Annotated in this window: 17 protein-coding genes; 9 read left to right on the top strand and 8 right to left on the bottom strand. The window is 73.8% G+C overall.

Features of this window, described 5'->3' with window-relative positions; genetic code table 11:
• The first annotated feature begins 97 nt into the window (after positions 1-97).
• On the top strand, positions 98-409 hold the full coding sequence (locus FXF68_RS32150) for a GlsB/YeaQ/YmgE family stress response membrane protein (protein WP_187438196.1): 312 nt from the start codon (positions 98-100) through the stop codon (positions 407-409).
• Between the two features lie 18 nt (positions 410-427).
• On the opposite strand, the gene FXF68_RS32145 is transcribed toward FXF68_RS32150, so the two are convergent.
• Both FXF68_RS32145 and FXF68_RS32140 read right to left on the bottom strand, forming a co-directional pair.
• Positions 428-2,311 carry a propionyl-CoA synthetase gene (locus FXF68_RS32145; protein ID WP_148765854.1) on the bottom strand — a complete coding sequence of 628 codons (1,884 nt, stop codon included), beginning with the start codon at positions 2,309-2,311 and terminating at the stop codon, positions 428-430.
• A 90-nt stretch (positions 2,312-2,401) separates the two neighbouring features.
• Positions 2,402-3,919 carry an MFS transporter gene (locus FXF68_RS32140; RefSeq protein WP_148765852.1) on the bottom strand — a complete coding sequence of 506 codons (1,518 nt, stop codon included), beginning with the start codon at positions 3,917-3,919 and terminating at the stop codon, positions 2,402-2,404.
• A 236-nt stretch (positions 3,920-4,155) separates the two neighbouring features.
• Between FXF68_RS32140 and FXF68_RS32135 the strand changes: the two genes are divergently transcribed.
• Positions 4,156-5,877: a GTP-binding protein gene (locus FXF68_RS32135; RefSeq protein ID WP_148765850.1), complete on the top strand. Its 1,722-nt coding sequence runs from the start codon at positions 4,156-4,158 to the stop codon at positions 5,875-5,877.
• Positions 5,878-5,967: 90 nt separating this feature from the next.
• Complete coding sequence (locus FXF68_RS32130; protein WP_148765848.1) at positions 5,968-7,161, top strand: RtcB family protein; 1,194 nt, start codon at positions 5,968-5,970, stop codon at positions 7,159-7,161.
• A 9-nt stretch (positions 7,162-7,170) separates the two neighbouring features.
• On the opposite strand, the gene FXF68_RS32125 is transcribed toward FXF68_RS32130, so the two are convergent.
• Positions 7,171-8,007 carry an alpha/beta hydrolase gene (locus FXF68_RS32125; RefSeq protein ID WP_148765846.1) on the bottom strand — a complete coding sequence of 279 codons (837 nt, stop codon included), beginning with the start codon at positions 8,005-8,007 and terminating at the stop codon, positions 7,171-7,173.
• A gap of 140 nt (positions 8,008-8,147) precedes the next feature.
• On the opposite strand from FXF68_RS32125, the gene moaA reads away from it, so the two are divergent.
• Genes moaA through FXF68_RS43265 form a run of 3 tightly spaced genes read left to right on the top strand, consistent with a single transcriptional unit; the run spans position 8,148 to position 10,047 of the window.
• Complete coding sequence (moaA, locus tag FXF68_RS32120) at positions 8,148-9,137, top strand: GTP 3',8-cyclase MoaA (RefSeq protein WP_222870168.1); 990 nt, start codon at positions 8,148-8,150, stop codon at positions 9,135-9,137.
• A 6-nt stretch (positions 9,138-9,143) separates the two neighbouring features.
• Complete coding sequence (gene mobA / locus FXF68_RS43270) at positions 9,144-9,698, top strand: molybdenum cofactor guanylyltransferase (protein WP_148765842.1); 555 nt, start codon at positions 9,144-9,146, stop codon at positions 9,696-9,698.
• Positions 9,699-9,747: 49 nt separating this feature from the next.
• The gene (locus tag FXF68_RS43265; protein WP_222870167.1) at positions 9,748-10,047 is read left to right on the top strand and encodes a DUF6457 domain-containing protein; all 300 of its coding nucleotides are present in this window, start codon (positions 9,748-9,750) and stop codon (positions 10,045-10,047) included.
• Positions 10,048-10,077: 30 nt separating this feature from the next.
• Here the strand turns inward: FXF68_RS43265 and FXF68_RS32105 are convergent, their stop codons facing one another.
• The gene (locus FXF68_RS32105) at positions 10,078-10,335 is read right to left on the bottom strand and encodes a hypothetical protein (RefSeq protein ID WP_148765840.1); all 258 of its coding nucleotides are present in this window, start codon (positions 10,333-10,335) and stop codon (positions 10,078-10,080) included.
• An 82-nt stretch (positions 10,336-10,417) separates the two neighbouring features.
• Between FXF68_RS32105 and FXF68_RS32100 the strand changes: the two genes are divergently transcribed.
• Positions 10,418-11,839 (top strand): DHA2 family efflux MFS transporter permease subunit, encoded by a 1,422-nt coding sequence (locus FXF68_RS32100; RefSeq protein ID WP_246179060.1) that lies wholly within the window; start codon positions 10,418-10,420, stop codon positions 11,837-11,839.
• A gap of 21 nt (positions 11,840-11,860) precedes the next feature.
• Here FXF68_RS32100 and FXF68_RS32095 read toward each other — a convergent pair whose 3' ends face one another.
• The 3 genes from FXF68_RS32095 to FXF68_RS32085 all read right to left on the bottom strand — a co-directional run bounded on the left by FXF68_RS32095 (position 11,861) and on the right by FXF68_RS32085 (position 14,581).
• Positions 11,861-13,189, bottom strand: coding sequence for an FAD-dependent oxidoreductase (locus FXF68_RS32095; protein WP_148765836.1), 1,329 nt, complete (start codon positions 13,187-13,189; stop codon positions 11,861-11,863).
• A complete protein-coding gene (locus FXF68_RS32090) occupies positions 13,179-13,979 on the bottom strand; it encodes a tryptophan 2,3-dioxygenase (protein ID WP_148765834.1) in 801 nt (266 codons plus the stop codon). The genes FXF68_RS32095 and FXF68_RS32090 overlap by 11 nt, the downstream gene beginning before the upstream one ends.
• Positions 13,980-14,086: 107 nt before the next feature.
• Entirely contained in the window at positions 14,087-14,581 is a 495-nt protein-coding gene (locus FXF68_RS32085; protein WP_246179059.1) for a MarR family transcriptional regulator, read from the bottom strand.
• An 89-nt stretch (positions 14,582-14,670) separates the two neighbouring features.
• On the opposite strand from FXF68_RS32085, the gene icmF reads away from it, so the two are divergent.
• Positions 14,671-17,889: a fused isobutyryl-CoA mutase/GTPase IcmF gene (icmF, locus tag FXF68_RS32080; protein WP_148765832.1), complete on the top strand. Its 3,219-nt coding sequence runs from the start codon at positions 14,671-14,673 to the stop codon at positions 17,887-17,889.
• Between the two features lie 48 nt (positions 17,890-17,937).
• Positions 17,938-18,711, top strand: coding sequence for a helical backbone metal receptor (locus FXF68_RS32075; protein ID WP_148765830.1), 774 nt, complete (start codon positions 17,938-17,940; stop codon positions 18,709-18,711).
• Between the two features lie 21 nt (positions 18,712-18,732).
• On the opposite strand, the gene FXF68_RS32070 is transcribed toward FXF68_RS32075, so the two are convergent.
• Positions 18,733-19,884, bottom strand: coding sequence for an acyl-CoA dehydrogenase family protein (locus tag FXF68_RS32070; protein ID WP_148765828.1), 1,152 nt, complete (start codon positions 19,882-19,884; stop codon positions 18,733-18,735).
• Positions 19,885-19,937: the final 53 nt, after the last annotated feature.

Here is a 19,937-nt window from a genome sequence, read left to right as displayed (position 1 = left end):
GGGGCGCGAACGACCGGCGGGCTCGTGTCGGGACCGATACTCCGGGTAGGGCTTCCCTTGACCGGGTGTTCGCCGCCCCGGGAAGCGGAGGGACGAGATGAGCGTCGGGGGGCTCGCCGCGGCCGTCGTGCTTGGCGCGGTCGTCGGGGTGCTGGGACGGTTGATCGCGCCGGGCCGGGAGACCATGCCGGCCTGGTGCACGGTCGCGGTCGGCGTCGTCGCCGCGTTCGCCGGGACGGGCCTCGCCCACCTGTTCGGCCTGGGCAGCGGCGGCTGGAGCGGCTGGAGCTTCTGGGAGTTCCTCTTCCAGCTCGGCATCGCCGTCGCGGGCGTGTTCCTGGTGGCGGTGTGCTGGCCGAAGCGGATCGTCCCGCCGCCGAGGCAGACCCGCCCGCCCCGCTCGCCTTAGCGCGCCCGCCAGGGGCTCCTAGGGGGCCTTGCGCAGGACGGGGCGCAGCTCGTCCAGGACTTCCGGGTCCTCGATCGTGGACGGGACGCTCACGTCCTCCCCGTCGGCGATGCCGCGCATCACCCCGCGCAGGATCTTGCCCGACCGCGTCTTGGGCAGCGCTCCGACGACCGTGATCTCCTTCAGCGCGGCGACCGGCCCGACCTGGTCGCGGACCATCCCGACCAGCTCGGCGCACACCTCGCCCGGCTCGGCGAGCACCCCGCTCTTCAGCACGACCAGCCCGCGCGGCACCTGCCCCTTGAGCGCGTCCCGGACGCCGATCACCGCGCACTCGGCGACGGCCGGGTGGGCGGCCATGACCTCCTCCATCGTCCCGGTGGACAGCCGGTGCCCGGCGACGTTGATGACGTCGTCGGTGCGCCCCATCACCCAGACGTAGCCGTCCTCGTCCATGTGGCCGCCGTCGCCGGTCAGGTAGTGGCCGGGGTGCTTCGTGAGGTACGACTCGACGAAGCGCTCGTCGTCCTGCCACAGGGTGGGGAGGGTGCCGGGCGGCAGCGGCAGCCGGATCGCGATGTCGCCGTCCTCGCCGGGCGGGACGGCGGACCCGTCCGGGCCGAGGACCCGCACGTCGTAGCCCGGCACCGGCACCGAGGGCGACCCGGGCTTGACCGGCATCGGCTCCAGCCCGCGCAGGTTCGCGACGATCGGCCAGCCCGTCTCTGTCTGCCACCAGTGGTCGACGACGGGGCGGTCCAGCACCCGCGCCGCCCACCGGTAGGTGTCGGGGTCGAGCCGCTCCCCGGCGAGGAACAGCGTGTCCAGCGCGGACAGGTCGTGCCCGGCGAGCAGCGCGCCCTCCGGGTCCTCCTTCTTCACCGCGCGGATCGCGGTCGGCGCGGTGAACAGCGCTTTGACTCGGTGCTGCGCGGCGACCCGCCAGAACGCGCCCGCGTCGGGCGTGCCGACCGGCTTGCCCTCGTACAGGACGGTCGTGCACCCGGTGAGCAGCGGCGCGTACACGATGTAGGAGTGGCCGACGACCCAGCCCACGTCCGACGCCGCCCAGAACACGTCGCCGGGCCCGACGCCGAACACGTTCTCCATCGACCAGCGCAGCGCCACCGCGTGCCCGCCGTTGTCGCGGACGACGCCCTTCGGCCGCCCCGTCGTCCCGGACGTGTAGAGGATGTACAGCGGGTCGGTGGCGGCGACCGGGACGCAGTCGGCGGGCTCGGCGGCGGCGACGGCCTCGTCCCACTCCACGTCCCGCGGCCGGACGAGGTCGGCGTGCAGCTGCTCCCGCTGCCGGATCACGCACCGCTCCACCTTGTGCTTGGCCAGGTCGAGGGCCCGGTCGAGCAGCGGCTTGTACGGGACGACCCGGCCGCGCTCGATCCCGCACGACGCCGAGACGACGGCCTTCGGCCGTGCGTCGTCGATCCGGACGGCCAGCTCCCGCGCCGCGAACCCGCCGAACACCACCGAGTGCACCGCGCCGAGCCGCGCGCACGCCAGCATCGCCACGACCGCCTCGGGGATCATCGGCAGGTAGAGCACGACCCGGTCGCCGCGCTCGACGCCCTGCGCCCGCAGCGCCCCGGCGAACCGGGCGACGAGGCGGGTCAGCTCCCGGTAGGTGTAGGTCCGCACGGTGCCGGTGACGGGGCTGTCGTAGATCAGCGCGGCCTGGTCGCCGCGGCCCTCCTCGACGTGCCGGTCCAGGGCGTTGTCGCAGGTGTTGAGCTCGCCGCCGGTGAACCAGCGGTAGAAGGGGGGCGCCCCGTCGTCCAGCACCCGGTCCGGCGGGACGAGCCAGCGCACGTCCCGCGCGGCCAGCCCCCAGAAGCGGGTCGGGTCGGCGATGCTCCGTTCGTACGCGGCCGCGTAGGCGCCCATGTGGTCCTCCCGGTGGCGGGTTCCTGGCCCCGCCCTGCGATTCGGCCCGTCCGGCGATGCGGCCCCGATCTCGGATTGGGGCCGCATTCCCTATAGGGCACGTCGGAGGGCCCGTTCGTCAAGGCTCGTTGCGGCATCGTCAAGGCGCGTCGCGGCTCGTCCCGGCCGGAGGGACGGCGAGTCGGGGTGCCGCAGGCCGTGCCCCACGGCGACCGCGGAGGCGAGCACGGCGCCCGCCGCGACGATCCAGAAACACAGTTCGTAAGCGCCGAGGGCGGGCATCTCCGTCCCGGCGACGACCTGCCCGGCGAGGATCGACGCGGTGACCGCGCCCGCGATGCTGCCGCCGGTCACGCGGACGAGCGAGTTGACCCCGGAGGCGATGCCGCTCTGGTCCATCGGGACGTGCTGGACGGCGAGCGTCCCGAGCGCCGCATAGGCGATCCCGAACCCGACGCCCTGGATCGCGCTGAACGCCAGCATGTCGTAGCCGTGCGAGTTCGACACGGCGAGCCAGCCGTAGCACAGCCCGGCGAACGCCGACCCGACCGCGAGGGTGAAGGCGGGGCCGACGCGGGCGGCGATCGGCCCGGCCAGCGTGGAGAACACCAGCATCGTGACGGTGCTCGGCAGCATGTAGAGGCCGACGTCGAGCACGGAGCCGGACAGGCCGTAGCCGACGTCGGCCGGGCGCGCCTGCACGAAGCCCGCGATCAGCGTGAACGCCGCGAACATCGAGAAGCCGAGCAGCGCGGACGCGGCGTTCGCCGACAGCGACCGAGGGCCCGCGAGCAGGCTCAGCCGCACCAGCGGCGCGCGGACCCGCCGCTCGACCGCGACCCAGACCGCGCACAGCGCCGCCGCCGCGGCGAAGAAGCCGAGTACGCCGCGCGACGTCCAGCCCCAGGCGTTGCCCTGGCTGATGCCGAGCAGCAGGCACAGCAGCCAGCCCGCGAGCAGCGCCGCGCCCGCGAGGTCGGGCCGCCCGCCCGGCCGGGCGCCGACGTCGCGCGCCGCCGCCCCGACGAGCACCAGCCCGGCCGCCGACAGCGCGGCGGCGATCCAGAACACCGGGTGGTGGCTCGAGGTGTGCGCGGCGATCAGCCCGGTCACGATCATCCCGGCGCTGCCGCCGACGCCCATCGTGGCGCTGACGATGCCGATCGCCGTGGTGATCCGGTCCCGCGGGAAGGTGTCCCTGATCATGCCGATGGCGAGCGGGATCATCGCGGACGAGACGCCCTGCATCGCGCGCCCGGCGATCAGCACGGCGAGCGACCCGGACACCGCGCACACCACCGACCCGGCCAGCAGCAGGACCAGCGCCAGCATGATCATCCGCTTCTTGCCGTACAGGTCGCCGAACCGCGACAGCAGCGGCGTGGCGACCGCCCCGGCCAGCAGCGACGCGGTGAACACCCAGGTCACGTCCGTGATCGGGGCGTCGAACGCGCGCATGAGCTGGGGCAGCAGCGGCAGCACCAGGGTCTGCTGCACGGACACGACCATCCCCGCCACCGCGAGCGCCAGGAGCGTGCGGCCGGTGCGCGCGGGGGCGGGGTCCGGACGCCCCGCGGTCGCGCACGCCTCGGTCGGGGCGCCGGTCATCCGAACCTCCAATAAATTTACTTAGCTTAAGTAAATTGTACGGATAGGGCGGGAAGCGCAGCGCGCGCCGGGTCCGTTCCAGGGACGCGGGGGGTCGTCCCCCCACACGAGAGCGGCCCGGTTTTGCGCGGGCGTCGCGCCTCCCTAGGCTTGCCCTCCGTGGACCTTCGTCTGCGCCACCCCGGTACCGGCCTCCCTCGGGAGGCCCGCTGCGTCCCGCCCCGGAAAGGACGCTGATGCAGGTCGTCACCACCGCCGGCCACGGTGGGCACGGCAAGTCCGCGCTCGTGCGCGCCCTCACCGGCAGGGACACGAAGGAGCCCGAGGCGTGGACGGAGCTGCCTTCCGGGCGCCGTGTCGCGTTCGTGGACGTCCCCGGCGACGAGCGGTCCGTCCCGGCGATGCTCGCCGGGGCCGCGCCCGCGTCCGCCGTGCTGTTCGCCGTCGCCGCCGACGAGGGCTGGATGCCGCGCTCGCAGGAGCACCTGGACGCGCTCGCCGCGCTCGGCGCCCGGTTCGGCGTCCTCGCCGTCACCCGGTCCGACGCCGCCGACCCGAAGCTCGCGCTCCGGCAGGCCCGCGAGCGGCTCGCCGGGACGGCGCTGCGCGGCGTCGAGACCGTCGCCGTCAGCGCCGGGACCGGCGCCGGGATCGACGAGCTGGCCGCCGCGCTCGACCGGCTCGCCGGGCGGCTGCCCGTCCCGGACGCCGCCGCCCCGGTCCGGCTGTGGATCGACCGCGCGTTCACCGCCGGGCGGCAGACCGTCGTCACCGGCACCCTCACCGCCGGGACGGTCGCCGTCGGCGACGAGCTGCTGCTCATGCCCGCCGGGTCGCGCGTCCGCGTCCGGACGATCGGCTGCGCGGGCGAGCCCCGGGACTCGGTCAGGGGCGTCTCCCGGGTCGTGCTGACCCTGCGCGAGGCGGGGCGCGTCGACGCCGGGATGGCCCTCGTCACCCCCGGCGCGTGGACCCACACCACCAGCGTCGACGTGCGCACCCGGAACGGCGAGGCGTCCGGGCGGCTGGCGCGGCGGATGACGCTGCACGTCGGGTCCGCGGCCGTCCCGGTCCGGCTGCTGCCGCTCGGCCCCGACACCGCCCGGCTGACCCTGAACACGCGGCTCGCGCTGCACCTCGGCGACGCGGGGGCGCTGCGCGACCCGGAGCGCCGGTCGATCGCCGGGGTGAGCGTGCTGGACGTCCGGCCGCCGACGCTCGTCGGGCGCGGCGCGGGCGCCGCCCGGGCGCGCGAACTGGCGTCCTGGCCCGACCGCCCGGACGGCGCGCTCGTGCTGCGCCGGCACGGCGTGCTCCGCCGCTCCGAGCTGGCGCTGATGGGCTGCGCCCCGCCGCCGGACGCCGTCGCGCTGGACGGCGGGTGGCTCGCCGACCCCGCCCACTGGCGGTCGCTGTTCGAGCGGCTCGCGGAGGAGGCGGCCCGGCACGCGGCGCGGAGCCCGCGCGCCCCGGGCGTCCCGCTGGAGACGGCCCGGCTGCGGCTCGGGCTCCCTTCGCGGCAGCTCGTGGCGGCGCTCGTCCGGCCGCCGCTGCGGGTGGAGGCGGGGCGCGTCCACGGCCCCGCCCCGGCCCCGGCGCCCGCGCCCGCCTGGGAGGCCGCCGTGCGGCGGCTCCGCGCCGACCTCGCGTCCGCGCCGTTCGCCGCCCCGTCCGCCGAGCGGCTGGACGAGCTCGGCCTCACCGGCGCGACCCTCGACGACGCGGTGCGCGCGGGCGCCGTCGTGCGGATCGCCGCCGCCGACGACGGGGACGGGGACGGCGGCGAGATCGTCCTGCCGAAGGGCGCGGAGGAGGCGGCGCTGCGCGTCCTGTCCGCGCTGCCGCAGCCCTTCACCCCGGGTCAGGCGGCGGAGGCGCTGTCGACCGGCCGCCGCGTCGCCGCCGCGCTGCTGCGCCATCTCGGCGGGCTCGGCCTCACCGAGCGCCGCCGTTCCTGACCTTCCGGCGGGGAATAAACCGGTTGAACCGCGGCCGGGCGCTCTGGCGTCATAGATCACGGTTCGGTTCCCGTCGATCGAGGAGAAGGCATGCCGTACCAGACTCTGAAGGGCGGCCGCGTTCCCATCCGCATGTGGACCGACCCCGCCACCGTCGAGGACCTCGCCCTCGACCAGCTCCGCAACGTCTCCGCCCTGCCGTGGGTGGAGGGCCTCGCTGTGATGCCCGACGTCCACTACGGCAAGGGCGCCACCGTCGGCTCGGTGATCGCGATGCGGGACGCGGTGTCCCCGGCGGCCGTCGGCGTCGACATCGGCTGCGGGATGACCGCCGCGAAGTCGACGCTCACCGTCGAGGACATGCCGGACGACCTGTCCGGGCTGCGCGGCCGCCTGGAGAAGGCGATCCCGGTCGGGCGCGGCTCGCACAGGAGCGCCGTCGACCCGTCCGCGCTGCCGAACCTGAAGGAGCGCGGCTGGTACGACTTCTGGAAGGCGTTCGACGACCTGCACCCGGCGGTCCGGTCCCGCCTCGGCCGCGCCCACCAGCAGATGGGCACGCTCGGCGGCGGCAACCACTTCCTGGAGCTGTGCGCCGACGACGACGGCGCGATCTGGCTCGTCCTGCACTCGGGGTCGCGCAACATCGGCAACGAGCTGGCCGAGCACCACATCGAGGCCGCCCGCAAGCTGCCCCACAACCAGGACCTACCGGACAACGACCTCGCCGTCTTCGTCGCGGGCACCGCGAAGATGGACGCCTACCGGCACGACCTGTTCTGGGCGCAGGAGTACGCGCGCCGCAACCGCGCCGTCATGCTCGCGCTCGCGCAGAACGTCGTGACGAAGCGGTTCGGCGAGAAGCGCTGCCGCTGGGAGCAGGTCATCTCCTGCCACCACAACTACGTGGCGGAGGAGGAGTACGAGGGCGTGGAGCTGCTCGTCACCCGCAAGGGCGCGATCCGCGCGGGACGCGGCGACCTCGGCATCATCCCGGGGTCGATGGCGACCGGCACCTACATCGTCCGCGGCCTCGGCAACGAGACCGCGTACAACTCGGCGTCGCACGGCGCGGGACGCAGGATGAGCCGCAACAAGGCCCGCAAGAGCTTCACCGTGGACGACCTCATCGAGCAGACCCGCGGCGTCGAGTGCCGCAAGGACACCGGCGTCATCGACGAGATCCCCGGCGCCTACAAGGACCTGGAGACGGTGATCGAGGAGCAGTCCGACCTGGTGGAGGTAGTGGCCCACCTGCGCCAGCTCATCTGCGTGAAGGGCTGAGAAGGACGGTCAGAGGGGACGGCCGAGGACGCGGTCTACGAAGGCGGTCACGTCGGCGAGGACCGCGTCCCGGTTCGTCTCGTTGAAGACCTCGTGGCGGGCGCCCGGGTAGAAGCGCTCGGTGAAAGCGGGGCCGCGGATCGCCTCGATGCCGACGCGGGTGTCGGTCGGGCGCACGATCTCGTCGGCGTCGCCGTGGACGTGGAACACCGGCAGGCGGCCGAGGGAGCCCCGCTCGTTGACGCGGCGCAGCGCGGTGTCGAGGGCCCTGACGGTCGTCTTCTTGAACGGGCCGTGCCAGACGAGCGGGTCGGCGGCGTACGCCTTCCCGACTGCCGGGTCCCGCGACAGCAGGGACGTGTCGATGGGCTCGTCGGGCATCTCGTCCAGGGGGAGCAGGGCGTCGACGACGTGCCAGCGACCGAGCACCGGCCCGGACAGCACCAGCGCCGCGAGGACATCGCCGTGCAGTTGCGCGTACCGGGCCCCGATGAGCCCGCCCATGGAGTGGGCCACCATCACGACGGGCAGTTCGGGGCGGTCTTCGCGTGCCGCCTCGACGACGGTGTGCAGGTCTGCGACGACGTCGTCGTAGTCCTCGACCAGGACGCGCTCGCCCGCCGAGCGGCCGTGCCCCATGTGGTCGGGGCCGCAGACGACGGCGCCGTGCCGGACGAGGGCGTCCGCGACGTGGTCGTAGCGGCCGAGGTGCTCGCCGTAGCCGTGCACGAGGACGGCCGCGTACCGGGGCTCGGCGGCGTACCGGGGCTCGGCGCCGTCCGTCCAGATGCGCGCGGAGACGGCGCCCCGCGTCCCGGCGAACTCCCACTCGCGTACGGCCGTCACGGGACCCCCTCCGCTGATCTACGGACTGTCACGGTCTCCCGCGATGCGACCGATCGTCAACCGCCGCAATAGTCTGGGGAGTCCGACCGCAATCCCCGGCGGCCCGCGGGACGGGCGCCGGTCAGCAGGAAGGGGCCTCCGTGCTGGTCGACACCTTCGGCCGTACCGCGACGGACCTGCGGGTCTCCCTCACGGACCGCTGCAACCTCCGCTGCTCGTACTGCATGCCGCCCGAGGGGCTCGACTGGCTGCCGAAGCCGGAGCTGCTGACCGACGACGAGGTGGTCAGGCTCGTGACGCTCGGCGTCCGCGACCTCGGGGTCACCGAGGTCCGCTACACCGGCGGGGAGCCGCTGCTGCGCCGCGGGCTGGCCGACATCGTCCGGCGGACGGCGGAGCTCTCCCCGCGCCCGCAGATCTCGCTCACGACGAACGGCATCGGCCTCGACCGGCTGGCCGCGCCGCTGGCGGCGGCGGGGCTCGACCGGGTCAACGTCTCGCTCGACACGTTGGATCGTGCCACCTTCCGGCGGCTCGCGCACCGCGACCGGCTCGGCGACGTCCTCAAGGGCCTCGCGGCGGCGCAGGCCGCCGGGCTGGCGCCGGTCAAGGTCAACGCCGTGCTGATGCGCGGGGTGAACGACCACGAGGCCGTCCCGCTGCTGCGGTTCTGCCTCGACCACGGGTACCGGCTCCGGTTCATCGAGCAGATGCCGCTGGACGCCCAGCACGGCTGGACCCGCTCCGGCATGGTCACCGCCGACGAGATCCTCGACCGGCTGTCCGCGGCGTTCGCGCTCGCGCCGGACGCCGCGCACGACCGCGGCAGCGCGCCCGCCGAGTCGTTCACCGTCGACGGCGGCCCGGCGACGGTCGGCGTCATCGGATCGGTGACGCGGCCGTTCTGCGGCGCGTGCGACCGGGTGCGGCTCACCGCCGACGGGCAGGTCCGCAACTGCCTGTTCGCCACCGAGGAGTCGAACCTGCGGGACGCGCTGCGCGGCGGCGCCGACGACGCCGAGCTGGCGGACCGGTGGCGGAAGGCGGTGCTGCGCAAGCGCGCCGGGCACGGCATCGACGACCCGTCGTTCCTGCAGCCCGCCCGGCCGATGTCCGCGATCGGCGGCTGACCTCCGGTGGACTTCGACGCCGTGGTGCTCGCCGGGGGGCGGGCACGGCGGTTCGGCGCCGACAAGCCCGCCGCGTCCGTCGGCGGGCGGACGCTGGTCGAGTGGGCGGCCGCCGCCGCGGCCGGGGCGTCCCGGCTGGTCGTGGTCGGGCCGCCGCGCGACGTCCTGCCGGGGGCCGTGCTCGTCCGGGAGGACCCGCCGGGCGCCGGGCCGGTGCCCGCGCTGCGCGCCGGGCTCGCCGAGGTCCGCGCGCCGCGGCTGGCGCTGCTGGCGGCCGACCTGCCGTTCCTGCGTCCCGGGCACGTCGCCCGCCTGCTCGGCGCGGCCGCCGGGCGCGCGGGGGCCGTGCTGGTCGACGACGCGGGCCGGGAGCAGTGGCTCGCCGGCTGCTGGGACGCCGCCGCGCTGCGCGAGGCGCTCGGCGCGTACGGCGGCGCGTCCCTGCGCGGGCTGCTCGGACCGCTCGGTCCCGTCCATGTCGCGCTGCCCGCCGAACCGCGTCCCGCCTGGTACGACTGCGACACCCCGGACGACCTCGCCGCCGCCCGCCGCCTGCTTTGATCGGACGAGAACGGGCAGATCCGCCCGGACGACGCCACAAGGAGGACCCATGTCCGTGCTGGAGGACTGGATCAACGCGGCCTGCCTCGAACTGGGCCTCGACCGCGGCGACATCGACCGCGACCTCGTGCTGGACCTCGCCCGCGACGTCGCGCACGGCGTCGCCCGCCCCGGCGCGCCGCTGACCGCCTACCTGCTCGGCCTAGCGGTCGGGCGCGGCGCGCCCGCGCGGGACGCCGCCGCCCGCCTCACCGAGATGGCCGAGGGCTGGCCGGACGCCGCCGGCCGCGCCGCCGGGACGCCCGACGTGCCCGGACCGGCGGGGGAGCGGGTGCTCGGCGAAGCCTGACCCGCCGGGGCCCGCGGGCCCGGACGCCGGTCAGCGGCCGTCGGGAGGCGCGTCGAGGTCGGCCACCGGGACCACGTCCTTCAGGAAGTCGCGGCGGCCGAGGAACGCCGACAGGCTCTCGCGGTGCTCGTCGCAGGCGAGCCACACCTTCCGCCGGTCCGGCGTGTGGATCTTCGGGTTGTTCCAGCGCAGCGCCCACACGGCGTCCGCGCGGCAGCCCTTCGCCGAGCATTGCATCTCGTCGCGCTGCGTCTCGTCGGGGACGGCCCCCTGGCCGGAGTCGGGCATGGCGCAACTGTTCCACAGCACGTCCGGACACGGTCGCGCGCCCCGGCGTTTCGTCCCCGTGATCGCCGGAAAGGAGCCTGCCGTGCCGACCGAGGCGACCGACTCCGACGAGCGCGAGACGCGGCGGCGGCGCTGGCAGGCGCTGTCTGTCTGCCTCGTGGCCGCGTTCATGACGCTGCTGGACGTCAGCATCGTCAACGTCGCGCTGCCGTCGATCCGGGACGGCCTGGACGCCTCCGACGCGCAGCTCCAGTGGATCCTGTCCGGGTACGCGCTGACGTTCGGCCTCGTCCTGGTGCCGTCCGGGCGGCTCGGCGACGCGCGCAGCCGCCGCGCCGTGTTCATGGCCGGGCTTGCGCTGTTCACGCTGGCGAGCGCCGCGGCCGGGATCGCGCCGACGATCCTGTTCCTGGTGCTGGCGCGGCTCGTCCAGGGCGTCGCGGGCGGCATCCTGAACCCGCAGGTCGCGGGGCTGATCCAGCAGCTGTTCCGGGGCGCGGAGCGGGGCCGGGCGTTCGGCGCGCTCGGCGCCGTCATCGGCATCGCGACCGCCGTCGGGCCGCTGCTCGGCGGCGGTCTGATCGCGGTCGCGGGCCCGGCCGAGGGCTGGCGCTGGGTGTTCTACGTCAACGTCCCGGTCGGCGTGATCGCGCTGGTGCTGGCGTGGCGGCTGCTGCCCGCCCCCGTCTACGGGGAGCGGCAGGGCCTTGACCCGCTCGGCGTCCTGCTGCTCGGCGCGGGCGTGGTGTGCGTCCTTCTGCCGCTTGTGCAGGAGCAGAGCTGGCACAGCGACCTGAAGTGGCTGCTGATCCTCGCGGGCGCCGTGCTGATCGCCCTGTTCACCGCGTGGGAGCGGCGCGCCGCGACGCCCATGGTCGACCTCGCCCTGTTCCGGCTGCGCTCCTACGCGCTCGGCACGGCGATCGCGCTGCTGTACTTTGCCGGGTTCACCGCGATCTTCTTCATCTTCACCCTCTACCTGCAGAACGGCCTCCACTACAGCGCGCTGGAGGCGGGCCTCGCGATCACGCCGTTCGCGGTCGGGTCGGGCGTCGCGTCCGCCGCCGGGGGACGGGTCGTCGCGCGGTTCGGCCGCCCGCTCGTCGCCGCCGGGCTCGTCATCGTCGTTGTCGGGCTCGCCGCCGCGTGGGTCGCGGTCGAGCTGGTGCCCGGCCGGGGCGTGGCGTGGGCGACGGCGGGCCCGCTGCTCCTCGCGGGGCTCGGCAGCGGCCTCGTCATCGCGCCCAACCAGACGATCACGCTGTCGGAGGTGCACTACACCGAGGGCGGCAGCGCGGCGGGCGTCCTGCAGACCGGGCAGCGGGTCGGGACCGCGACGGGCATCGCCGCGGTCGGGTCGGTGTTCTTCGCCGCCCTCGCCGGGACGCGCGGCGACTGGGCCGCCTCGTTCCGGCACGGCCTGATCGTGATCCTCGGGTTCGTGCTGGCGGCGCTGGCCGCGGCCGTCGCCGACCTGCTCGCGACCCGCCGCGCCGCCCGCTAGTCCCTTCCGCCGGCCCCCTCGTCAGGACCTCCGGCGGCGCAGCAGGCCCGCCAGCCCGAGCGCGCCCGCCGCGCCCGCGACGGCCAGGCCGAGGACGCGGTTCTGCCGCCGGATCCGCGCCGGGATCTCCGCGTACGGGACGGTCGAGAACGACACCAGCTCGTACCGGGACACGTACCGGCCCGCGAGCCGCCGCTCCAGCGCGTGCGTCGCCGCCTGCTTCGCCCGGTACACCCGGGACGAGACGCGGTCGCGCATCTCGACGAAGTTGTCCAGCGCCATCTCGGCGATCGCGTCGGTGTTGGCCTTGCGCCGCTCCTGGTAGAGCGACAGGGCGCGGGCCCAGTCGCCGCCGGTCTCGGTGAGGCACCGGTCGATCTCGATGCAGTCCTCGAACGCGCAGTTGGCGCCCTGCCCGAAGAACGGGACGATCGCGTGCGCCGCGTCCCCGAGCAGCGCCACGACCGCGCCGTCGCCGTACCGCGTCCACGGCCAGCACCGGACGGTGACGAGCGACCCGACCGGGTTGTGCGCGAAGTCGTCGGCGAGGTCCGGGATCAGGCCCGCGACGTCCGGGTACTCGTCCTCGAAGCGCGCCGTGACCTTCTCCGGCGTGTCGAGCGCGGCGAAGTCGTCCTTGTCCCAGAACAGGGTGCAGGTGAACGACCGGTCGAGGTTCGGCAGCGCGATCATCATGGACGTGCCGCGCGGCCAGATGTGCAGCGCGTCCGGGTCGAGCGCGAACCCGCCGTCCCGCGGCGGGATCGTCAGCTCCTTGTACCCGTGCGCCAGGAAGTCGGCGTCCTCGTCCAGATGGAGGGAGCGGCGGACGGCGCTGTACGCCCCGTCCCCGGCCAGGACGACGTCCGCGGGCTCGGGGTTGGCCCCCTCCAGGAGAACCATGCCCGCGTCGACGTCGACGCCGGCGACCCGCTGGGAGAACCGCAGCGTCACGCCGGGCGTGCCGTCCGCGGCCTCCAGCAGGGCCCGGTTCAGCTCGCCGCGGCTGATGGAGTTGATGGCGCGCTCGCCGTCCGCGCTGTAGGGCTGGAAGTTCTGCGCGCCGCGCGCCGGGTGAACCATCCGCCCGTGCATGGGCAGCGCCTGCTTGAGCGCGTGGTCGCGCAGGCCGACCTGCTCCAGCGCGGCGAGGCCGCGCGCGGAGATCGCGAGGTTGATCGACCGGCCGCGCTCGGCGCCGGCGATCCGCGGGTCGGGGCGCCGCTCGTACACCGTCACCGGGACGCCCCGCCGGCCGAGCAGCACCGCGAGCAGGCAGCCCGCGAGGCCCGCGCCGACGATCGCGACCCGCTCGCCGCCGGGCTCGCGGGCGGAGCCGTCACGCGCCATGGACGGGGGCCTCCTCGGTCCGGGAGCGGACCTCCCACAGGTCCGGGAACGCGGGCGCGAACAGGGTGCGGCGCAGGTAGTCGGCGCCCGCCGAGCCGCCGGTGCCGAGCTTCGCGCCGATCGTCCGCTCCACCATCTTCAGGTGCCGGTACCGCCACTCCTGGACGCCCTCGTCGACGTCGACGAGGCCCTCGCACACCTCGGCGGCGGGGCTCGACTCGTCCGCGTAGACGGCGAGGAGCGCCTTCTGCACCGACTCGTCCGGCTCCCACGGCTGGGACGTGTCGCGTTCGATGACCTCGGGCGGCACCTCGTACCCGTGCTTGGCGAGGTAGCGCAGCAGCGAGTCGAACATGGACGGGCGCGCCACCGCCGCCTGGAGCCGCTCGTCGCCGCGCAGGTCGGAGGCGGGGAAGGAGCGCCGCCCGAGGACGGCCTCGATCTCCCGGAACTGCTCGCTCTGGAACCCGCTGGAGCTGCCGAGGACGTCCCGGAACGCGGCGAACTGGCGGGGCGTCATCGTCTCCAGGACGTCGAGCTGCCCGACCACCGTCTTGAGGATCTTGGCGATGCGGCGCGCGGTGTGCAGCGACCCGGCGCTGTTGCCGTCCTCAAGGCGGCGCTGCAGGAGGGCCGCCTCGTGCAGGATCTGCTTGAACCACAGCTCGTAGACCTGATGAATGATCACGAACAGCATCTCGTCGTGGGCCGCGGTCTTCGGCTCCTGGCAGTCCAGGAGATCATCGAGCCGCAGATAGCCGCCGTACGTCATCGCCTGCGAATCCGCCATCGGGCCTCCTCGCCCACGCCGTCGTGTGATCCGCAGGATATGGGATCCGTTTCCGGACGACCGGGCAGGGGGAGCCCGGGAACGCCCGAAGCCCGCGGGGCGGGACGTCAGTCGAGGTCGCCGGCGGAGACGCGGACGGCGCGGAGCGCGGTGGTGATGTCGGCGGCCTGCTCGGCGGGCAGGTCGGGGATGCCGAACCCGGACTCGTTCAGCGCGAGCGTCGCCTCCTCGGCCAGCTCGCGCCCGGCCGGGGTGATGCTGGCGAGGACGACCCGCCGGTCGTCCGGCCAGGACCGCCTGGCGACGAGTCCGCGCTGCTCCAGCCGTCCGATCACGTTGGTGACGGACGCGGGATGCACCATGAGCCGGGTGCCCATCTTGCCCATCGGGAGCGTTCCGGTGCGGGCGAAGGCGAGCAGCCGCAGCGCCTCGTAGGCGGCGAACGTCAGCCCGTACGGCTTGAGGACGGCCTCGATCCGGCTCAGCAGGAGCTGCTGCGCCCGCATCACCGAGGTGACGGCGGCCATGTGGTCGGCGTGCTCGGGCCAGCGGGCGCTCCACTGGCGGTGGGCTTCGGCGATCGGGTCGGGGGTGTCGGGCACCGCCCCACCGTATGTGGTCTTGACCTGGTGGCGCACGCAAACTATTTTAACTTCCAAATATTGGATGTCCAAGGGTCGAGGTGGAGACGGTGACGGGGGACCTGCACGCGCCGGAGCACCCGGTGCGGTTCGTGACGGCGGCGGCGCTGTTCGACGGCCACGACGCGGCGATCAACATCATGCGCCGCATCCTTCAGTCGCAGGGCGCCGAGGTCGTGCACCTCGGGCACGACCGCGCGGTCCGCGAGGTGGTCGACGCCGTCCTGGAGGAGGACGCGCAGGGCGTCGCGATCAGCTCCTACCAGGGCGGGCACGTCGAGTACTTCGAGTACCTGTCGCGCAGCCTGAAGGAGGCGGGCGCCGAGCACGTGAAGGTGTTCGGCGGGGGCGGCGGGGTGATCGTCCACGAGGAGATCGCGCGGCTGTCCGGCGCCGGGGTGCGGATCTTCTCGCCCGAGGACGGCCAGCGGCTCGGCCTGCCCGGCATGATCAACGAGCTGGTGCGGGAGTGCGACGTCGACCTCGCCGCCGAGCCCGTCCCGGCGGACCAGGTCGTCGCGGGGGAGCGGCGCGCCCTCGCCCGCGCGATCACCTGCCTCCAGGCCGGCAAGCTCCCCGACGCCGACCGCGCGCTGCTCGCGGAGGCGGCCGGGCGGCGGAGCGTCCCCGTGCTCGGCATCACCGGGACGGGCGGGTCCGGCAAGTCGTCCCTCACCGACGAGCTGGTGCGGCGGCTGCGCGTCGACCAGCGGGACGAGCTGCGCGTCGCGGTCATCGCCGTCGACCCGACGCGGCGGCGCGGCGGCGGCGCGCTGCTCGGCGACCGGATCCGGATGAACTCCCTGGACGGCGACCGCGTTTTCTTCCGCTCCCTCGCCACCCGCGGCGCGCGCGAGCTGCCCGAGAACATCGAGGACATCGTCAACGCCTGCAAGGCCGCCGGGTACGACCTCGTCATCCTGGAGACGCCCGGCATCGGGCAGGGGGACGCGGCGATCGTCCCGCTGGTGGACGTGTCGCTGTACGTGATGACGCCCGAGTTCGGCGCCGCGTCCCAGCTGGAGAAGATCGACATGCTCGACTTCGCCGACGTGGTCGCGATCAACAAGTTCGAGCGGCGCGGCGCGGCCGACGCGCTGCGCGACGTGGGGCGCCAGCTCGTCCGCAACCGGGAGGCGTTCGGCAAGAAGCCCGACGACATGCCCGTGTTCGGGACCAGCGCCGCCACGTTCAACGACGACGGCGTGACCGCGCTCTACCAGCACCTCGGCGGGCTCCTCGCCGAGCACGGCCTCCCGTTGGCGGACGGCGTCCTGCCGGCGGTCGCGACGAAGGTCTCGACCAGCGCGGCGACCGTCATCCCGCCGGGCCGGGTGCGGTACCTGTCCGACATCGCCGAGACGGTCCGCGGCTACCACGCCGACACGGTCGCGCAGATGGCGGCGGTGCGGCGCGTCCAGCGGCTGGACGACGTGCGCGCCGAACTGACCGACGGCGCCGAGGTCGAGGCGCTGCTGGAGAAGGCCCGCCGCGACGTCGCCCCGGCGAACGCCGCGCTGCTCGACGAGTGGCCCGCCGTCGTCGAGGCGTACTCGGGCGACGAGCAGGTCGTCCGGATCCGCGACAAGGAGCTGCACACCAGGCTGACCCGCGAGTCGCTGTCCGGCAGCCGGATCCCGCGCGTCGCGCTGCCGCGCTTCACCGACCACGGCGAGCTGCTGCGGTTCCTCCGCAACGAGAACCTGCCCGGACGGTTCCCCTTCACCGCCGGGGTGTTCCCCTTCAAGCGCGACAACGAGGACCCGGCGCGCATGTTCGCGGGCGAGGGCGACCCGTTCCGCACCAACCGCCGCTTCAAGCTGCTGTCGGAGGGGCAGCCCGCGACGCGGCTGTCCACCGCGTTCGACTCGGTGACGCTGTACGGGCGCGACCCGGACGAGCGTCCCGACGTGTACGGCAAGGTCGGCACGTCCGGCGTGTCGATCGCCACGCTCGACGACATGAAGGCCCTCTACGACGGGTTCGACCTCTCCTCGCCGACGACGTCGGTGTCGATGACCATCAACGGCCCCGCGCCCACGATCCTGGCGTTCTTCCTCAACACCGCCATCGACCAGGGGTTGGACGCCTTCTACGAGGAGCACGGGCGGGAGCCGACCGAGGAGGAGGCCGCCGCCGTCCGGGCGCGGGTGCTGTCGACCGTGCGCGGGACCGTCCAGGCCGACATCCTCAAAGAGGACCAGGGCCAGAACACCTGCATCTTCTCCACCGAGTTCTCACTGCGGATGATGGGCGACATCCAGGAATGGTTCATCGCCAACAAGGTCCGCAATTTCTATTCGGTGTCGATCTCCGGGTACCACATCGCGGAGGCCGGGGCGAACCCCATCAGCCAGCTCGCGTTCACCCTCGCGAACGGGTTCACCTACGTCGAGTCGTACCTGGCGCGCGGAATGGACGTCGACGACTTCGCGCCCAACCTGTCGTTCTTCTTCTCCAACGGGATGGACCCGGAGTACAGCGTCCTCGGACGTGTCGCCCGCCGCATCTGGGCCGTGGCTATGCGCGACCGGTACGGCGCCAACGAGCGCAGCCAGAAGCTCAAGTACCACGTGCAGACGTCCGGCCGTTCCCTGCACGCGCAGGAGATGGACTTCAACGACATCCGCACGACGCTCCAGGCCCTCATCGCCATCTACGACAACTGCAACAGCCTGCACACCAACGCCTACGACGAGGCCGTCACGACCCCGACGGCCGAGTCGGTGAGGCGGGCCCTCGCCATTCAGCTCATCATCAACCGCGAGTGGGGCCTCGCGATGAACGAGAACCCCCTGCAGGGGTCGTTCATCATCGACGACCTGACCGACCTGGTGGAGGAGGCCGTCCTCGCCGAGTTCGACCGCATCAGCGAGCGCGGCGGCGTGCTCGGCGCGATGGAGACCGGCTACCAGCGCGGCCGCATCCAGGACGAGTCGATGCTGTACGAGCAGCGCAAGCACGACGGCTCCCTGCCGATCGTCGGCGTCAACACGTTCCGCGCCCCCGGCGCCGGGGACGGCACGCCGGACACGATCGAGCTGGCCCGCGCCACCGAGGACGAGAAGCGCTCCCAGCTCGACCGCGTGCACGCCTACCAGCGGACGCACGCCGGGGAGTCCGAGGACGCGCTCGCCCGGCTGAAGGACGCGGCCCGCTCCGGCGAGAACGTGTTCGGCGTCCTGATGGACGCGGCCCGCGTGTGCAGCCTCCAGCAGATCACCGACGCCTTCTTCGAGGTGGGCGGGCAGTACCGCCGCAACGTATGAGCGGAGCGAACCGGGGGGCGTGGGGCATCGCCCCCATAGGGAACGCGTATGACGTTTGGTGTTGACGACACCGGTGTTCCGGTTCCTGTGCCGGAGCGGGTGCGGCGGGTCGTGTCGATCGTGCCGTCGCTGACGGAGACTGTCGCGGTCACCGCGCCCGGTCTCCTGGCGGGCGCGACCGACTGGTGCACGCACACGGCGGGGCTGGACGTGCCGAGGGTGAGGGGCACGAAGAATCCCGACGTGGAGCGCATCGTGGAACTGCGCCCGGACGTCGTGCTCGGCAACACCGAGGAGAACCGTCCGTCGGACGTGGCGGCGCTGCGGGCGGCGGGCGTCCCGGTGTGGATGACCGAGATCCGCACCGTGGACGAGGCCCTGGCGTCGCTGCGCCGCGTCCTCGAAGAGGCGTGCCGGGTGCCGGTGCCCGGCTGGCTGGACGAGGCGTCCCGCGCCTGGTCGGACGTGACGCCGGACGGGCGGCGCGCGGCCGTCGTCCCGGTGTGGCGGCGGCCGTGGATGGTGGTCGGGCGCGACACGTTCACCGGCGACGTGCTGTCCCGGCTGGGGGTGTCCAACGTGTACGCGGAACACGCCGAGCGCTACCCGAAGGTCCCGCTGGACGAGCTGAACGCGGCGGGCGCGGACCTCGTCGTCCTGCCGGACGAGCCCTACCGCTTCACCGCGGACGACGGCCCCGAGTCGTTCCCCGGCCTCGACGTAGCGCTCGTCAACGGCCGGTACCTGACCTGGTACGGCCCGTCCCTGGTGGACGCGCCGGGCGTCCTGTCACGGCAGCTCGCCGCCGCCCGCTGCTACTGACCGTCAGCCGGGGAAGCCCCGTCAGACCTGGAGGTCCTTGGCGATGATGGTCTTGAGCACCTCGCTGGTGCCGCCGTAGATGCGGGTGACGCGGGCGTCCGCGTACAAGCGCGCGATCGGGTACTCCAGCATGTAGCCGTAGCCGCCGTGCAGCTGGAGGCACTTGTCGACGACCCGTCCCTGCACCTCCGTGCAGAACAGCTTGCACACGGCGGCGTCGGCGGGGGTGAGCTCCCCGGCGTCCAGGGCCTCGATGCAGCGGTCCACGAGTGAGCGGGCCGCCTCCACCTCGGTGGCGCATTCGGCGAGGACGAACTTGGTGTTCTGGAAGGACGACACCGTCTTGCCGAAGACGGTCCGCTCCTGGACGTACTTGCGGGCGAACTCCACGGCCGCCGCCGCGGACGCGTACGAGCTGGTCGCGATGCCGAGCCGCTCCTCGGCCAGGTTGTGGGTGAGGTACTCGAAGCCGCGCCCCTCCTCGCCGAGGAGGTCCTCGACCGGGACGCGCACGTCGGTGAACGACAGCTCGGCGGTGTCGGAGCTGCGGAGCCCGATCTTCTCCAGCTTGCGTCCGACGGCGTAGCCCTCGCTCTTCGTGTCGACCGCGAGGATCGACAGCCCGGCCCGGCGGTTCTCCGGCCCGGCGGGCGAGGTGCGCGCGACGACGAGCACCCGGTCGGCGAGGACGCCCCCGGTGATGAACGTCTTCGCGCCGTTCAGGACGTAGTGGTCGCCGTCGAGCCGCGCGGTCGTCCTCATCCCGGCGAGGTCGGACCCGGTGCCGGGCTCGGTCATCGCGATCGCCGTCATCATCTCGCCGGACGCGAACGGCGGCAGCCACCGCTTCTTCTGCTCCTCCGAGCCGTACTTGAGCAAGTAGGGCAGGACGAGGTTGACGTGCACCCCGTAGCCGCCGAAGCTCACCCCGGCGCGGGCGCACTCCTCGGACACGACCGCCTGGTACTTGAAGCTGGTCTCGCCCCCGCCGCCGTACTCCTCGGGCACCTGCACGCCGAGCACGCCGAGCTCCCCGAGCTTGCGGTAGAAGTCGCGCGGCGGGTGCCCGGCGTCCTCCCACTCGCCGTACACGGGCACGACCTCGGCCTCGACGAACGACCTGATCATCGCCCGGAACGCCTCGTGGTCCTCGTTGAACAGGGTGCGGCGCACGCGGTGCCCCTTTCAGTGCCTGACCCGACGGGTCGCCAACCTAGCCCGAACAG

This window comes from Actinomadura decatromicini (genome assembly GCF_008121305.1).
In the GTDB taxonomy this organism is placed as follows: Bacteria; Actinomycetota; Actinomycetes; order Streptosporangiales; family Streptosporangiaceae; genus Spirillospora; species Spirillospora syzygii.
This window is presented reverse-complemented; position numbering and strand designations above follow the sequence as displayed.

Excerpts from the sequence above, each read along its gene's own strand:
- FXF68_RS32140 (WP_148765852.1), bottom strand. The coding sequence starts at position 3,919 with ATGACCGGCGCCCCGACCGAGGCGTGCGCGACCGCGGGGCGTCCGGAC.
- FXF68_RS32090 (WP_148765834.1), bottom strand. The coding sequence starts at position 13,979 with ATGGCGGATTCGCAGGCGATGACGTACGGCGGCTATCTGCGGCTCGAT.
- FXF68_RS32145 (WP_148765854.1), bottom strand. The coding sequence starts at position 2,311 with ATGGGCGCCTACGCGGCCGCGTACGAACGGAGCATCGCCGACCCGACC.
- FXF68_RS32095 (WP_148765836.1), bottom strand. The coding sequence starts at position 13,189 with ATGGCGCGTGACGGCTCCGCCCGCGAGCCCGGCGGCGAGCGGGTCGCG.
- FXF68_RS32105 (WP_148765840.1), bottom strand. The coding sequence starts at position 10,335 with ATGCCCGACTCCGGCCAGGGGGCCGTCCCCGACGAGACGCAGCGCGAC.
- FXF68_RS43265 (WP_222870167.1), top strand. The coding sequence starts at position 9,748 with ATGTCCGTGCTGGAGGACTGGATCAACGCGGCCTGCCTCGAACTGGGC.
- FXF68_RS32075 (WP_148765830.1), top strand. The coding sequence starts at position 17,938 with ATGACGTTTGGTGTTGACGACACCGGTGTTCCGGTTCCTGTGCCGGAG.
- FXF68_RS32135 (WP_148765850.1), top strand. The coding sequence starts at position 4,156 with ATGCAGGTCGTCACCACCGCCGGCCACGGTGGGCACGGCAAGTCCGCG.
- FXF68_RS32130 (WP_148765848.1), top strand. The coding sequence starts at position 5,968 with ATGCCGTACCAGACTCTGAAGGGCGGCCGCGTTCCCATCCGCATGTGG.
- FXF68_RS32150 (WP_187438196.1), top strand. The coding sequence starts at position 98 with ATGAGCGTCGGGGGGCTCGCCGCGGCCGTCGTGCTTGGCGCGGTCGTC.